Below are 13504 nucleotides of genomic sequence, written 5' to 3'. Positions count from 1 at the left end.
CGGCTGAGCCACGCTTCTCCCACGTGCCGTTAAGGCCACCTTACGGGCGTCTGACGCCCGTAAGGTGGCCTTAACGGCATTCCGGGCCCGTGGGCGCTGGCTCGGCGTCAAGGGCCGCGCTGGGTCAGAACAGGGCGCTGGCCAGGTCGCGGCGTGCCTTCATGACGCGCTCGTCGGCCGGGTCGAACAGGTCGAACAGCGCCACCAGGTGCTCACGGACCTTGTTGCGGTCCTCCCCCGCGGTCCGGCGCACGGTCGCGATGAGCCGGGCGAATCCGGCCTCGACCCGCTGCTCCGCGACATCGAGGTCGGCGGCGGCGAGCTGCGCGGAGATGTCCGACGGGTCGGCGTCGGCCTTCGCGAGCGCCTCCGGGTCGGCCGCCTCGGCGCGGGCGGTGAACTTCACCTGGGCCAGCGCCGTCTTGGCCTGCTCGTTGGCCGGTTCGACGTCGAGGATGCGCTCGTAGGCCGCCTGCGCCGCCGCGAAATCGCCACGCTCGAAAGCGGTCTCGGCCTCGGTGAACCGCGGGTCCTCGGGCTCCTCGACGGGGCCGCCGCCCTGCTCGGCCGCGGTGATGCTGGGCAGCTTGTCCCGCAGCGCGTCCATCAGCGCGCCGAGCCACTTCCGGATCTCGGGTTCGGGAAGGGCGCCGGAGAACGCGTCCACCGGCTGGCCCGCGCCGATCGCGACGATGGTCGGGATCGACTGGGCGCCGAACAGCTGCGCGATCCGCGGGTTCGCGTCGACGTCGACCTTGGCCAGCACCCAGGCGCCGTTGCTCTCGCCGGCGAGCTTCTCCAGCACCGGGCTGAGCTGCTTGCACGGGCCGCACCATTCGGCCCACAGGTCGACGATCACCAGCTGGCGCAGCGAACGCTCCACGACCTCGGCCTGGAACGTCGCCTCGGTGACCTCGATCACGGCGTCGCCCGAGGGCGCGCCGTTCCCGGACGGTGCCGGGCCGCCGCCCTCGGGCGGGGCCGCCGGCTGTTTGCGTGCCGCTTCGGCACGGGCCTTCAGTGCGGACAGATCGACCGCGCCGGAGAGGGCGGCGGACATGGCCGCTGACTTCGCTGCTGCAGATCCGCGTGGGTGTGTCACAGGTCCATCCTGGCACGCATCCGCGAGCGTTTCACCGCTGGTGTCCGGCCCGTCCGGTTGGCAGGAAACCCGCCGTGGGGCAAGCTCGGCCCCAGAAGCACGAGAGGGCGGGCCGATGGTGAGCAAGCGAGACGTCCGGGTCGGCGGGGCTGTCCTCGCGCTGGTGGCCTGGATCACCACGATCACGCTGCTCATCGCGCACCAGCCCGAGGCGGGCGCGGACTCGCCGCCGAACCTGCGCGATCAGCTGGCCACGGCGCTGACCGCCCGCGACTCGGACGCGCTGGCGAACCTCGTCGACTACGGCGGCAAGGACTCCGGCGACTTCGCGAAGAGCTATCTCGCCAAACTGGACAGCGGTGAGGTCCGCGAGGTGGCGGTCCAGCTGGCCCCCGACGAGCGGCAGCCCACCCAGGCGGTGGTCACCGGCGTCCGCGCCCAGGGCGAACGGTTCTCGTATCCGCTCGCCCTGACCGAGGCCAAGGGACGCTGGAAGGTCGCGTTCACGCCCCCGCTGCCGTGATCACTCCTTAAGCCGCGCCTCGACGCGCTCGACCTTCGCCTCGAGCTGACCTTCGTAGCCCGGCCGGATGTCGGCCTTGAGCACCAGCCCGACCCGCGAAGCGCCCTCCCCAGCCGCCTCGACCGCGCGCTTGACGACGGCCATGACCTCGTCCCACTCGCCCTCGATGTTGGTGAACATCGCGTTGGTGGAATTGGGCAGCCCCGACTCGCGCACGACCCGCACCGCGCGGGCGACCGCCTCGCTGACTCCGCCGCCGGAGTCCCCACCGGACGGGCTGACGCTGAAGGCGACGATCATCTTGTGTCCTCTCTTTTCCTCGGTCAGCCGACACGAACCCGGTACCCGCTGGTAACTTCGACCGTCATGAACCGTCCGCTGCCGTTCGACCCGATTGCCCGCGCGGCGCAGCTGTGGGAGGCCCGGATCGGGCCCTCCGGCACCATGGCCGCGGTCACCGGCGTGATGCGGGTGCAACAGATCATCCAGTCCGCGGTGGACGGCGCGCTCAAGCCCCACGGCCTGACCTTCGCCCGGTACGAGGCGCTGGTGCTGCTCACCTTCGCCCGCAGCGCGAGCCTGCCCATGCGCGTGATGGGTGAACGGCTGCAACTGCATCCCACCAGCGTCACCAACATAGTGGACCGGCTGGAGCGCGACGGGCTCGTCAAGCGTGTCCCGCATCCCACCGACCGGCGCACGACCCTGGTCGAGATCACCGACGACGGCCGCGCCCGCCGAGAGGAGGCGACGAAAGCCGTCACCACCATCGACTTCGGCCTCACTGGCCTGACCGGCCGCCAGACCGAGCAGCTCACCGACCTGCTGACGAAGGTCCGACGCGCCGCGGGCGACTTCACGGAGTAAGCGCTCCACTCCGGACTGTCCGATCAGGACGGAAGCCCGAGCCGGGAGATTCGTTCCGGCCGCACCGCGTTCACCTTCGCGCGGCAGGCGGGGCACTCCCGTATCGGCACCGGTCCCGGCACGACGAGCCAAGGCCGGACGACCACCCGCACCTGTTCACCACACAACGCACGCCGAGTGGCCGCCACGCCACGCGGCACCTCACGCGCCAGCGCGTGCAGGGCCTTACCGGTGTTCACCCACCAGATCAGCCGCCAGTCGAGCCGCTCACCCATTCACCGGACGATAAGAACGAATTCAATTCCTTGACGGAAATATTCGCGTCACGACACAGCATTCACCGGAATGTATTCAGGCAACCTGAGACGACGCGAATATTCCAAGAGCCGAATTGAGGCTTTCTCACTAAGAGTGCCGCACTGTGGGAGTGCGGATGCACTGAAGTACGCCTTCGGTCCGCCGAGCCGGTGGGTGCACCGGGGGTACCCCTCGCACTCCCCCCACGTCGACAGCGTCGCCCGACGTCGCGAACGCTCCGTTGCCGACGATGAAACTACCCCACCGCGAGGGGGGCCCCCCCCCCGCCTCCCGTGCGCGCCCTCTCGCGGCACACCGGGGGTCCCCGCTTTCCACCCCCATCATGGGTCCCCCCCCCACACCACCCCGGCACCTCATGACGTGGCCACAACCTCAGCGAGAAACCTCATTCAGGCCGACTCGCGCCGGAACTCGTCGGCAATGCCGGAAATGAACTCTCTGGCAGCTTCACCGCCGAGCGCGCAGGAGGAGAAGTAGTCGAACTGCGCCCGGTAGAACGCGATGTCCCGCGGATCGCGCAACGCCAGCCCACTGGCGGATGTCTCGATCGTCACGAGGCGGTCGTCATAGATCACACACACTTCGAGCGGTGCATCGGCCATGGTCACAGTGAGCGGAATGACCTGAACCGAAACGCTCGAAAGTGCGGCGAATGATACCACCTTGTCCAGCTGGATCGCCATTCCCGGCGCGGACAAAAGCCGCCACCGCAAGGCGGCTTCAGTAAAGAGGAAGTCGAACCGCTTTCCGGTGTCGTAAAGGATTCGCTGGCGATCAAGCTTGCGCGCGACGATCTCCCGCTGCACCGCCTCGGACGTTTGCCGTCCGATCGGAGCGTTCACCGCCACCGACGCGTATTCAGCGGTCTGAAGCAGGCCGGTGATCATAGTCGGGAGGACGAATCGAATCTCGGTGGCGGACCGCTCGATCGCGGCGAGCCGGTCCTGCACCTTGCCCCAGCCGAGCTTGCTCTTGGCGCGGCCGGACTCGTACTCGGTAGTGCCCAACTGCGCCAGCGCGAGCAGTTCACCGGCGTATCCACGGTCAACGCCGAGCGCGTGAACGATCTGCTCCACGTCCGTGATGCTGGGCACGAGCTTGCCCGTCTCGATCTTCGAGATCTTGGACTGGCTGATGCCGGTCTTGTCGGACAGCCGTTCACCGGACAGCCCAGAAGCCCTGCGCAGGGTGCGCAGGGCTTCCGCGAGGCTGAGCTGACCAGCCGCGGCACTCTCGGGTTCGAACATCAGTCCTTCGCGACGTACTCCAGGAAAGGGACGCTGTGCTGGATCGCCAGCTCTTTGTACCGAACGTAGGGCGCCGGGTCCACGTCGACCAGCCGCTCCCGCCCGACCTGCGTGCCGTCGGCCTCGTAGTGCATCAAGACGACCACCTCGTCGTCGAACAGCCAGAAGTCCTGGTCAGGCAGCCCCGGATTCGGCGTTCGCGAGTAGTCGAGAATGCGGACGTCTTCACCGGCATCGACACTGCCCGGGTAGGCCGTGAATTCCCACCGCAGGTAGTCACTGAGCGGTGGGGTAAGCGTGTGTACTCGGCCGACCGTGCGGCCTGCCGCGGCGTGCTCCCGCAACTCTTCGTACCAGTGTGTGGGTGGCTCGGCCTCACCGGTTGCCAGGAAGCGCTCGAGTCCACCTTCTTCCGGGCCAACCTTGTAAGCGGGCAAGGTCTCCAGCCGCCACGCGCTCCGCTTGAAGTTCTGCCACTGGGCGGCCCAGGCATCACCGGTCAGCCAGTTGTCGCCCGACCTCAGTTTCTCCTCACCGCGCCGCACGAGCCGCCTCCAGAAGTAGGTTGAGCGGAATTTCCACTACGGCCTCGCCCCGGCCAGGCCGCACGTCGCCCTCAGGCAACAGAACATCGCCTTGGACGGCGACCGTCCCCCACTCCGTCAGCGACACTCTGGCGCAGTCGGAACCAGTTATGCAGTCCACGCCCGCCAGCTTGGTCAATTTCATGGGCCACCTCTCCCCTCGGAACCGGTCACAGCGAGCGTACTGCCGGACACCGACAGTTCGTGCCGCCCGAAAGGCTATTCGCGAGGCGGAATGAAACGGCCCCCGTGAGCGGTGCTCACGGGGGCCGTAAAGGGACCGGGGAATCAGGCCGCGGCGGTCTCCGGGGTCTTCGCCTGGAAGAGGCCGGTGCCGCCCTGGCTCAGCCGCTGCGGGCCGTCGAGCTTGCCGTTGCGCAGCGCCCACTTCTCGAACAGCCAGGTGAACAGCGGCGGGATGGAGGAGAGCAGCGCGAGGACCAGCGTGCGCGGGCGCCAGCCGAGCGGCTTCGCGACGGAGAGGGAGATCACGACGTACAGGACGAAGATGACGCCGTGCACCATGCCGAGGACGGGGACACCGCCGTCGTTCGCGGCGTGGACGACGTACTTGAGAAACATCCCGATCAGCAAGCCGGCCCAGGACAGGGCTTCGGCGACTGCGGCCACGCGGAATACTAAAGCGGCCTTGCTGGACACGACTCCTCCTGAGTGGGTCTCACACTCTCACTGGCGCTCTACACGAACATGTCCGACCTCACTGTGTCCAAACGGGATTCCCGGGTGGACGTCAACAGCGCTGTCGGACGTGTGTAACACCAGTGTGATACGTGACGGCCCTCACCGGAACACCGGGGCCCGTGATGATGCTCACGACCCGTGGTCCGTACCGGACTAGACCATTGGCGGGACAACTGCGGGTAATCGCTTGACCGCGTACAGCATCTCGTCGAAGATTCACTTCGTGCCCGGCTTACTGGCCGGAGCGACACTGCTTGATTCTGTGGGGAAAGCGGAGGAATTACATGACCCTGCTCAGCATGCGCAAGGCCGCCGCGACCGGCGCGATCCTGGCGGCCGGCCTGCTCGCGACGGGCGCGGCCCAGCCCGCCTTCGCGGCGGCACCGGAGACCAGCACTCAGGTCACCGCGCCGAAGGTGTGGTTCGAAGAAGGCCCGTTCCCGAGCGTCGCGGCCTGCGATCAGGATCGCGCGAAGCACACGGTGAAGTCCGAGTGCTACTACGAGGGCTCGTACCCGCAGGGTCCGGGCTGGTACTACGGCTGGAGCGCATGACGGTCCGCCCGCAACGCTGAAGGGGGTCGCCGCGGGTATCCGCGGCGACCCCCTTTTCGTTCAGCGGGCTATCCCGCGCAGGGGGACGCCGGGGCGCCGCCGGGGCCGGTCGCCCAGGTGGCCTGGGTGGCGTCGGTGGTGAGCCGGAAGTCCAGCGTCACCCCGCGGTTGAGCTGCTCGAAGCTGACGTACGCCTTGTCACTCGGCGACGACCACCAGCCGTTGCCGACCCGCAGACCGGCGACGTACTGGAGCTTCGCGCCGTCCGCCCCGCCCGCGGCGATCGTCACGTCGCGTCCGTTCTGCAGGTGGATGACCGACTTCGAGAACCGCGGCGCGGACAACAGGAAGTTCCCGGTGCCCGGCGCACCGGGGTAGATCCCCAACGCGCTGAAGACGTACCACGCCGACATCTCACCGAGGTCGTCGTTGCCGGTCACGCCGTTCGGCGCGTTGGTGAACAGCGTCTGTGCCGCGCGGAGCACCGCGGAGGTCTTCCACGGCTGCCCGGAAAGCGTGTACATCCACGGCGCGTGCAGGTCAGGTTCGTTGTTCGGGTTGTACCGGAACTGGTTGTAGTAGTTGTACGGCCCGACAACCCACTTCTCGCGCACGGTCTTGGCCGGGTCGGCCACGAGGTCGGAGTAGGCGAAGAAGTCGTCGAGCCGCTTGCCGACGTTGTCCTTGCCGCCCATGAGCTTCGTGATGCCCGGGACGTCCTGCTGGGTCAGCCACTGGTACTGCCACGACGTACCCTCGTGGAACCCGTCCTGGCTCTGCGGGTTGTACGGCTTGTCGGCCGGGGTGAACCAGCCGCCGCCCGCCACCTTCGGCCGGAAAAAACCGCTGAACCCGCGGTCGTTCTGGCTGGCGTCCCACAGCGTGCGGTAAGTGCGGGACTTCTCCGCAAGCGCTTTCGCGTCGTCCTTCCTGCCCAGCGCTGCCGCCATGATCGACAGCGAACAGTCGCCGAGCGCGTACTCCAGCGTCGCCGACGCGCCGTGGTTCGGGTCGGTGTCCTGGCCCTTCTTCGGGAAGTTCGGGTCGTACTGGACGAAGCCGTCCTTCTGGTAGCTGGGATTCCCGGAGCGTCCTTGGAACGGCGACGCCGCCGGGGGTACCTCGCGCGCGTTCTGCAACAACGCCTGGTACGCCTTGACTTCGTTGCCGGACAAGGCCCCGTAGCGCCACAGGTCGACCAGGAACGGCGTGACCGGGTCGCCGGTCATCGTGTTCGTCTCCTGGCTCGCATACGCCCATCGCGGCAGCCAGCCGCCCTGGTCGTGAATCGCCAGGACGCTCTTCGCGATGTCCTTGGCCCGGTCCGGGCGCAGCATCGCGAGGAGCTGGTTCTGCGAGCGGTAGGTGTCCCACAGCGAGAAGAAGTCGTAGTAGGTCCAGCCGACCGCGCGGTGGATCTTCTTGTCGAAGCCGTAATAACGGCCGTCCGCGTCGTTGCCGGTCAGCGGCTGGAGTAGCGAGTGGTAAAGCGAGGTGTAGAAGACCGTGCGGTCGTCCGATTTCCCGCCCTTGATGTCCACAGTGGACAACTCGCGACGCCACGTGCGCTGGGTGTCCGCGCGGACGTGGTCGAACGGGCGGACCCGCTCGGCGGCGAGGTTGACCTTCGGGCCGTTCGCGTCGACCTGGGAGATCGCGGTGGTCGCGGTCACCGGGCCGCCGCCGAAGGTGAGCCACGCGCCGCGCAGGCCCGCGCCGCCCGAGGATTCCTTGCCGCCGGGCGTTCCGCCGGTGGGCGACCAGGTGCCGGAGGACTTGAACGGCTTGTCGAACGTCGTGCGGAACCACGTCGTGTACGGCTTCCCGCCGCAGAACGCCTGCGATTCCACGGTGCCTTCGACCGTCCGGTCGTCGACGACGCGGATGCTGCTCGCGGTCACCGGTTCCTTGTCGTTGGCCTGCCCGACGTTGACGAACACGTTGGCGTCGCCCGGCTTCGCGAAGTTGTAGCGCTCCACACCGGTGCGGGTGGTCGCGGTCGTCTCGACGTCGATGCCGCCGTAACCGGTGAGCCGGACCTTGTAGTAGCCGGGTTTGCCGACCTCGCCGTCATGGGTGTACGGCGAGGCGTACCGCTTCTGGTCGAACGTCGCGGGCTTGGTCGTGTCGAACGCCGCCCCCGGCCCGACGGCGCCGGTGGTCGGCAGGGTCGAGACGAGCCCGCCCTGCTCCCAGCAGCCCGCGCCGGACAGGAAGAAATGCCCGAAGCCGCGGATCGCGGTGTCGTCGTAACGCCAGCCCGCGTAGTGCGAACCGATGGGGCTCACCTGCGTCATCCCGAACGGCGCCGACGCGCCAGGGAAGGTGTTCCCGTCGTCCTTGGTGCCGATGAACGTGTTGACGGAATCGAGCGCGTCCGCCGGCGCGGCCTCAGCGGTGGCGGGAACCAGCGTCGCGGCCGGGACCAGCAGGGAAAGCACGAGCCCGGCCGCACGGGTGCGGGGTCTCGCGGACATGGACCACCTCCTGACAACGATGTCGTTCCCCACACTTTCGGCATCGGCCACAACGCCGGTCAAGAGCCCGGTACAAGCCTGTCCACTTCAGGACACCGCGAACGCGACCGCCCGCACCAGGCCGCTACCCCCGGTCCGGCGGGCTTCGACGACCAGCTCGGTCAGCGCCGATTCCGCGGTGACCGGGACCGTGTACCGGGTTTCCACCGGGGCCACGGCCAGCACACCCTCCGCCGCGACACCGTCGACGAGGACCCGCACCTGCCCGGTGGCCGCCGCGTCCGCCAGTGTTTCGACCACCACCCGGAGCGCGCCGGGGGCGGTGAGCAGCCGCACCAGCGGGACCCAGGACGCCGAGGGCGTGCCCGGCCAGTCCGCGGGCCGCGCGGGCAGGAACGGCACCACCGAGGGCGTGGGCGCCGCGGTGGCCGAGAACATCGCCGCGGTGGCCGCGTGGCCGCCTTCGAGCAGCCGCAGCCGCCGCTGGATCTCGCGCAGCTCCGACACCAGCGTGTCCGGCTGGTTAACCCTGCCCATGCCGCCTCCGCGGGAAGATCATGACGGCTCCTGGAACGGTGCCACGGTCAGCACGACCTCCTCCTGCCCGGCGTCGTCGCCGGGTGTCACCGAAAGGCCGAGCAGCCGCACCGTGACGTCGAGCTGGTCGCCGGCGAAGAACGGATCGTCGATGATCACGCGGGCGTTGTCCCCCACCGCATAGGAGCCGATCACCGGATCCAGATCGGCGCGCACCGTCAGCTCGGGCAACACCACCGGACGCCGTCGCGCGGCCAGTTCTCCGGCCACGTACGCGGCCAGCATCGCCGTGTCCTTCGTGTCGACCGGCGCCGCGGCGACCTCCAGCAGCGGCCAGCCCGCGTCGTGTGCCGAGGGATCGGCCCGCATCACCGGCCCGCCGGGCAGCTCGCTGCTGCCCGTGCCGAACACCCTGGTCGCCATGCTCGCCCCGTCGACCGGCCAGCCGAAATCCACGAGATTCGCGCCGTGTTCCCAGACATACGCGCGTTCCCCGCCAGGTGAGCCGAGGCGGGGGTACCCCAGCCGGAGAAACCGTTCCAGTTCGCCGCTCGCGTCGTAGCGGACGTCGAAGGCGAAGTCGAAGCCGGTGTCGGTGTTCGCCATGTCGCGCAGGACCTCGGCGACCGACTTGAGATCACGGGGCGCGTAGCTCACCGTGCGCACGACCCCGGAGGACTCCGATCCGGTGAACCCGACACCCATATCACCGTCCACATGAGACTGTGCCAGTTGGACGAGCCGCTGCGCGATGACGATCTGATCGGTCGCGGTGAAGGACACGGCCTTGGTCAGGTCCGCGGGATCGAGCACGAGCCGATGGTCGAAATAGGACAGGAAGTCGGCGGCACCGAGTTCGAGAACACCGTCCGACGAGGCGTAGCGGCTGGTCCAGACTATCCCGCCCCACAACAGGTCCCCGTCCCGATCGACGTAGATCGCGGTCCGGCCCGGTTCGGTCAGCACGCGCGGCTCGCGCAGCCGCATCTCCGGATCGTCCACATGCAACCGGCCCCGCAGGCCGCCGGCGTCGTTGAGCTTCTTGTCGAAGGTGACCCCGGACAGCGGCAGCTCGTCCAGGATCGCGCCGGACCGCAGATCCGTGACGAGATACGTGTACGTCGTGCCCATGCACTGTCCTAATAGGTCGAGAAGGTGATGTCGTCGAGGCAGTACCAGCCGGGACTGCCGGTGTAGGCGAACACCTGGCCGTCGGTCAGGATGTCGCACCGGCCGTGCGCGTCCGCGTTGGTGGTGACGCCGAGCAGCCACCGCGAGACCGGCCGGTAGCCCACCGGCAGAGTGAAGATCGGCTTGCCCATGCTGCCGTTCTTGACCAGCCCGCGCAGCCGCACCCAGCCGTCGTCGGTGATGGTGTAGGCGGCGTCGTTGTACCCGGCGCCGTAGTTCACCCAGCCGTTCTGCAGGGTCGGGGCGTGCCAGGTGTCGCCGCGCGGCGGCCGGTACGGAACCCAGGCATTTCCCTTGCGGCACAGGAGAACCCCGGTGTCGATCCGGTACACGAGCTGGCTGCCGTGCGCCTGCGCCGCCGGCGGGAGGTCGAGGTCACCCCGCACCGGCAGGATCCCGCTCATCGCCGCGGTGAACTGACGGCGGTCGGTCAGCGTCGGCGCGGTGCCCGCAGGCGGGACGAGGACCTCGGCGAGCACCAGCGACGGCGAGCCGCCGGGCACCGGGCGCACCGGGCTCGCGGAGTTCTCGCCCGCGTAGATGTTCACCGCGAAACCACCACCGACGATCTCGGCGACCACCAGGTCGTAGCGCGACAGCGAGACGTGCGCCGCGCCGAACGGCAGGTCCTTGGCCGCGTCGAGGGTCACCACGTACGGGCCGTCCCCGGGTTTGGCGGGATCGCCGAGCACCGCCTGGAACGGGTTGACGGTGACCTTGTTCGTGCCAAGGGCCACCTTTCCCGGGTTGCCGCCGCCGTCGCGGAGCCCGGAGCGGACCCGCAGCGGATCGAGCACGTCACCGGTGCCCTGCGCCTGGGTGAGCGCGCCGGTGATCAGCCGTGCCTCGGCCGAGTCGACGCCGTCCACCCAGCCCGCGTGCCGTTCTGCCATGCCCGTTCCCCTTTCCTACAACCAGGCGTCGCGCCAGCGGACGCCGAGCGCCCCGGCCGCGGTGTCGTCGAACGCGTCGAAACCGATGGTGGTGTTCCCCGGCGGCAGCCCGAACCAGCTCGACCTCGGCTGCAGCGCGGACCTGCGCGACACCCCGCCGAGGAAGACCGACCGGGCGGCGACGTCCACCACGAGGGCGTCCCCCTCGAACAGGCTCAGCGAGAAGGCCAGCCACTGACCGGTGGAATCGTTGCGGATCACCGGTTGTGTACAGGGTCCCGTGATCGTCCACAGTGGCCACGCGGTCGCGCTGCCCGCGTTCGCGATCGCCAGCGTGCCGCCCTCCGACCGGCCGAAGACGAGCGGGAATTTCAACGGGAAGGTGATCCCCGGCCCGGGACGCGGCAGCCCGCACGACAGCTCGTGCACGTCCGCGCCGTACCGCAGCGGGTCCGGCGCGGTGAGCTGCACCGACCAGTCGAAGCTGACCGGCGTCGTGTCGACGACCTTCGTCCCGGCGGACAGCCGGACCAGCGCGCGGCGCGAGACCGTCCGCTCCTGGACGGTCAGCTCGGCCAGCACCGAACCGTCGGCGAGCAACGCGGCGAGCCGGTCCTTTGCCCGTTCGCGGGCGTCCGGGTCGGGGGCGACGGCGGTGCCCTCCAAGGTGATCACGCGTGCCGCGCGGAACGACGGCGCGTCGAAACTGCCGTCCCGCTGCGGCCGGTCGGCCAGTTCGAGGCGGACGCCGGGGCCGCTGGACCAGCCGTCCTCTTTGGTCACCCACCATTCGACGCCGTCGCCGTCCACGGTGTTGCCGGTCCAGCCGTCCACTGTGTACAGCGGCAGGGCGAGCACGCCGCCGGTCACCGTTTCGCCGCCCATGCCACCTCCCGTGCCGCCACCCGGCCGATCTCGTACTCCGACTGGCCCGCGCGCGGATGCACGTTGACCGTCACCGGTGCCGCCGCCCCGGCCGGGGCGGCACGGGCGAGCGGGCCCGCCACGGTGGCGGCCAGCGTCGTGGTCAGATTCGCCACCGCCGGGCGGATCGTCGCCGAGCCGGGCACCGGCACCAGCCGGGTCATCGCGCCCGCCACCTGATCGCCGGTGTCCTCGATGCCCACGGTGAGTCCCGCGCCGATGTCGCGCCCGATGTCGGCCATCACCCGCGAGGGCGAGAAGATCTTGAGCACGCTCTTGATCGGCCCGGGGATCTTGTCCACGATGAAGTTCTTGATCGCCGACACGATGTTGCCCGCCATGTCCCTGATGCCGTTGATGAAGCCCTCGATGAGCGACTTCCCCGCGCTGTAAAGGGTCCGGCCGATGTTGCCGAGCGCGCCGATCACCCGTCCCGGCAGCGCGCGCACGAACCCGACCACGCCGGAGATCGCCGAACCGACCGCGGACAGGGCCTGGCCGAACGCGTTCCGGACGATCCCGACCACCTGGCCGATCCCGCGGATGGTCGCGACGACGGCGTTGACCGCGCCGACGATGATGGCGCGCACCGCGGTCCAGACGGCGAGGACGATCGCGCGCACGATGGTGAAGTACGTGGTGACGTAGAGCCGGATCGCGGTCACCGCGATCTCGATCACCTTCGCGATGTAGGGCCACACCACCGCGACGATGTTGCGGATCACGTTCACCGCGGCGACCACGACGTTCTTCACCGCGGTGAACACGGCGTTGACGATGTTCCGGAACGTGGTGCTCCTGTTGTACGCCAGGATGACCGCGCCGACCAGCAGCATGATCCCGGTGATGATCAGCCCGATCGGGTTGAGCCGCATGACGATGTTGAGCAGCGCCTGCGCGAGGGCCCACAAGCGGGTCGCGACCGCGACGACGCGCTGGGCAACGGCCATCGCCACGGTCCGCGCTCCCGCGATCACCGCCTGCGCCGCCGCTCTGGCGTAGCCCGCGGCCAGGAGCGCCAGGTTCCGCACCCCGGCGGCGGCCGCCGAGGCCATGCTGCGCGCGCTGGACGCGAACCGGCCGATCGCCGCCCCGGCGTTGGAAGCACCCTGCCGCGCGGCGTTGAAGCCCTGGGTCAGGTTCCCCCGGATGGACGTGGCGAGATTGCGGATCGCGCCAGGCGCGTCCCGCACCATTTGCCGCAGATCGTTGCCCAGCGCCTTGACCTCGGTGACGCTTTCCTTGAGCCCGGTGCGGAAATCCTTGATGGCGCCGGGAAGTTCCTTCATCGCGGTGGCCGCGTCCTTGACCTGCCCGACGGTGTTCTGCACCGCGGTCGCGGCCGTGTTGATCGCGTCGGCGTACCCGACGACGTCGGTGACCGCCGCGGTGACCGCGGGATGGGTCTCCTTGAACTTCGCGGTCATCTCGCCGAGCTCTTTGTTGACGTGCTCGGTGAATCCCTCGGTGAGCTTGGTCGCGGCTTCCGACACCGCGTTCGTGATCGACTCGCGGATCCCGGTGATCAGCGCCGTCACCTGGGCCTTGGCCTCGGCGGTGATGGCGGACGTCGGCTGGGTCACGG

Annotated in this window: 15 protein-coding genes; 3 read left to right on the top strand and 12 right to left on the bottom strand. The window is 69.1% G+C overall.

Features of this window, described 5'->3' with window-relative positions:
* Positions 1–124: 124 nt before the first annotated feature.
* The gene (locus tag ACFW0G_RS41940) at positions 125–1102 is read right to left on the bottom strand and encodes a tetratricopeptide repeat protein (RefSeq protein ID WP_378331123.1); all 978 of its coding nucleotides are present in this window, start codon (positions 1100–1102) and stop codon (positions 125–127) included.
* Positions 1103–1217: 115 nt separating this feature from the next.
* On the opposite strand from ACFW0G_RS41940, the gene ACFW0G_RS41935 reads away from it, so the two are divergent.
* Complete coding sequence (locus ACFW0G_RS41935; RefSeq protein WP_378331122.1) at positions 1218–1625, top strand: hypothetical protein; 408 nt, start codon at positions 1218–1220, stop codon at positions 1623–1625.
* Here ACFW0G_RS41935 and ACFW0G_RS41930 read toward each other — a convergent pair whose 3' ends face one another.
* A complete protein-coding gene (locus ACFW0G_RS41930) occupies positions 1626–1925 on the bottom strand; it encodes an MTH1187 family thiamine-binding protein (protein WP_378331121.1) in 300 nt (99 codons plus the stop codon).
* A gap of 66 nt (positions 1926–1991) precedes the next feature.
* Between ACFW0G_RS41930 and ACFW0G_RS41925 the strand changes: the two genes are divergently transcribed.
* Positions 1992–2492 (top strand): MarR family winged helix-turn-helix transcriptional regulator, encoded by a 501-nt coding sequence (locus tag ACFW0G_RS41925; protein ID WP_378331120.1) that lies wholly within the window; start codon positions 1992–1994, stop codon positions 2490–2492.
* Between the two features lie 23 nt (positions 2493–2515).
* Here the strand turns inward: ACFW0G_RS41925 and ACFW0G_RS41920 are convergent, their stop codons facing one another.
* The 4 genes from ACFW0G_RS41920 to ACFW0G_RS41905 all read right to left on the bottom strand — a co-directional run bounded on the left by ACFW0G_RS41920 (position 2516) and on the right by ACFW0G_RS41905 (position 5301).
* Positions 2516–2767 carry a hypothetical protein gene (locus ACFW0G_RS41920; RefSeq protein WP_378331119.1) on the bottom strand — a complete coding sequence of 84 codons (252 nt, stop codon included), beginning with the start codon at positions 2765–2767 and terminating at the stop codon, positions 2516–2518.
* 432 nt (positions 2768–3199) lie between these two features.
* Positions 3200–4057, bottom strand: a complete 858-nt coding sequence (locus tag ACFW0G_RS41915; protein ID WP_378331118.1) for a helix-turn-helix domain-containing protein — start codon at positions 4055–4057, stop codon at positions 3200–3202.
* Entirely contained in the window at positions 4057–4602 is a 546-nt protein-coding gene (locus ACFW0G_RS41910; RefSeq protein ID WP_378331117.1) for a DUF6879 family protein, read from the bottom strand. The genes ACFW0G_RS41915 and ACFW0G_RS41910 overlap by 1 nt, the downstream gene beginning before the upstream one ends.
* Before the next feature lie 327 nt (positions 4603–4929).
* Positions 4930–5301 (bottom strand): DUF3817 domain-containing protein, encoded by a 372-nt coding sequence (locus tag ACFW0G_RS41905; protein ID WP_378331116.1) that lies wholly within the window; start codon positions 5299–5301, stop codon positions 4930–4932.
* 326 nt (positions 5302–5627) lie between these two features.
* Here ACFW0G_RS41905 and ACFW0G_RS41900 point away from each other — a divergent pair, with 326 nt between their 5' ends.
* A complete protein-coding gene (locus ACFW0G_RS41900; RefSeq protein WP_378331115.1) occupies positions 5628–5897 on the top strand; it encodes a hypothetical protein in 270 nt (89 codons plus the stop codon).
* A 68-nt stretch (positions 5898–5965) separates the two neighbouring features.
* On the opposite strand, the gene ACFW0G_RS41895 is transcribed toward ACFW0G_RS41900, so the two are convergent.
* The 6 genes from ACFW0G_RS41895 to ACFW0G_RS41870 form a co-directional block, all read right to left on the bottom strand.
* Entirely contained in the window at positions 5966–8374 is a 2409-nt protein-coding gene (locus ACFW0G_RS41895) for a GH92 family glycosyl hydrolase (protein ID WP_378331114.1), read from the bottom strand.
* A gap of 87 nt (positions 8375–8461) precedes the next feature.
* The gene (locus ACFW0G_RS41890; RefSeq protein WP_378331113.1) at positions 8462–8911 is read right to left on the bottom strand and encodes a hypothetical protein; all 450 of its coding nucleotides are present in this window, start codon (positions 8909–8911) and stop codon (positions 8462–8464) included.
* An 18-nt stretch (positions 8912–8929) separates the two neighbouring features.
* The gene (locus ACFW0G_RS41885) at positions 8930–10042 is read right to left on the bottom strand and encodes a hypothetical protein (RefSeq protein WP_378331112.1); all 1113 of its coding nucleotides are present in this window, start codon (positions 10040–10042) and stop codon (positions 8930–8932) included.
* Between the two features lie 8 nt (positions 10043–10050).
* Positions 10051–10995: a hypothetical protein gene (locus ACFW0G_RS41880; RefSeq protein ID WP_378331111.1), complete on the bottom strand. Its 945-nt coding sequence runs from the start codon at positions 10993–10995 to the stop codon at positions 10051–10053.
* A gap of 15 nt (positions 10996–11010) precedes the next feature.
* Positions 11011–11880 (bottom strand): phage distal tail protein, encoded by an 870-nt coding sequence (locus tag ACFW0G_RS41875; RefSeq protein WP_378331110.1) that lies wholly within the window; start codon positions 11878–11880, stop codon positions 11011–11013.
* Positions 11862–13502: a hypothetical protein gene (locus ACFW0G_RS41870; protein ID WP_378331109.1), complete on the bottom strand. Its 1641-nt coding sequence runs from the start codon at positions 13500–13502 to the stop codon at positions 11862–11864. The genes ACFW0G_RS41875 and ACFW0G_RS41870 overlap by 19 nt, the downstream gene beginning before the upstream one ends.
* Positions 13503–13504 lie beyond the last annotated feature (2 nt).

This window comes from Amycolatopsis sp. NPDC058986 (assembly GCF_042741125.1).
Classification (GTDB): domain Bacteria; phylum Actinomycetota; class Actinomycetes; order Mycobacteriales; family Pseudonocardiaceae; genus Amycolatopsis.
The sequence above is the reverse complement of the archived record's forward strand: the minus strand, read 5'-3'. Positions and strand labels throughout refer to the sequence as shown.

Bases quoted from the DNA above. Each gene is read 5' to 3' on its own strand.
- ACFW0G_RS41900 (WP_378331115.1), top strand. From the start codon at position 5,628: ATGACCCTGCTCAGCATGCGCAAGGCCGCCGCGACCGGCGCGATCCTG.
- ACFW0G_RS41895 (WP_378331114.1), bottom strand. From the start codon at position 8,374: ATGTCCGCGAGACCCCGCACCCGTGCGGCCGGGCTCGTGCTTTCCCTG.
- ACFW0G_RS41925 (WP_378331120.1), top strand. From the start codon at position 1,992: ATGAACCGTCCGCTGCCGTTCGACCCGATTGCCCGCGCGGCGCAGCTG.
- ACFW0G_RS41880 (WP_378331111.1), bottom strand. From the start codon at position 10,995: ATGGCAGAACGGCACGCGGGCTGGGTGGACGGCGTCGACTCGGCCGAG.
- ACFW0G_RS41875 (WP_378331110.1), bottom strand. From the start codon at position 11,880: ATGGGCGGCGAAACGGTGACCGGCGGCGTGCTCGCCCTGCCGCTGTAC.
- ACFW0G_RS41930 (WP_378331121.1), bottom strand. From the start codon at position 1,925: ATGATCGTCGCCTTCAGCGTCAGCCCGTCCGGTGGGGACTCCGGCGGC.
- ACFW0G_RS41920 (WP_378331119.1), bottom strand. From the start codon at position 2,767: ATGGGTGAGCGGCTCGACTGGCGGCTGATCTGGTGGGTGAACACCGGT.
- ACFW0G_RS41915 (WP_378331118.1), bottom strand. From the start codon at position 4,057: ATGTTCGAACCCGAGAGTGCCGCGGCTGGTCAGCTCAGCCTCGCGGAA.
- ACFW0G_RS41885 (WP_378331112.1), bottom strand. From the start codon at position 10,042: ATGGGCACGACGTACACGTATCTCGTCACGGATCTGCGGTCCGGCGCG.
- ACFW0G_RS41890 (WP_378331113.1), bottom strand. From the start codon at position 8,911: ATGGGCAGGGTTAACCAGCCGGACACGCTGGTGTCGGAGCTGCGCGAG.
- ACFW0G_RS41935 (WP_378331122.1), top strand. From the start codon at position 1,218: ATGGTGAGCAAGCGAGACGTCCGGGTCGGCGGGGCTGTCCTCGCGCTG.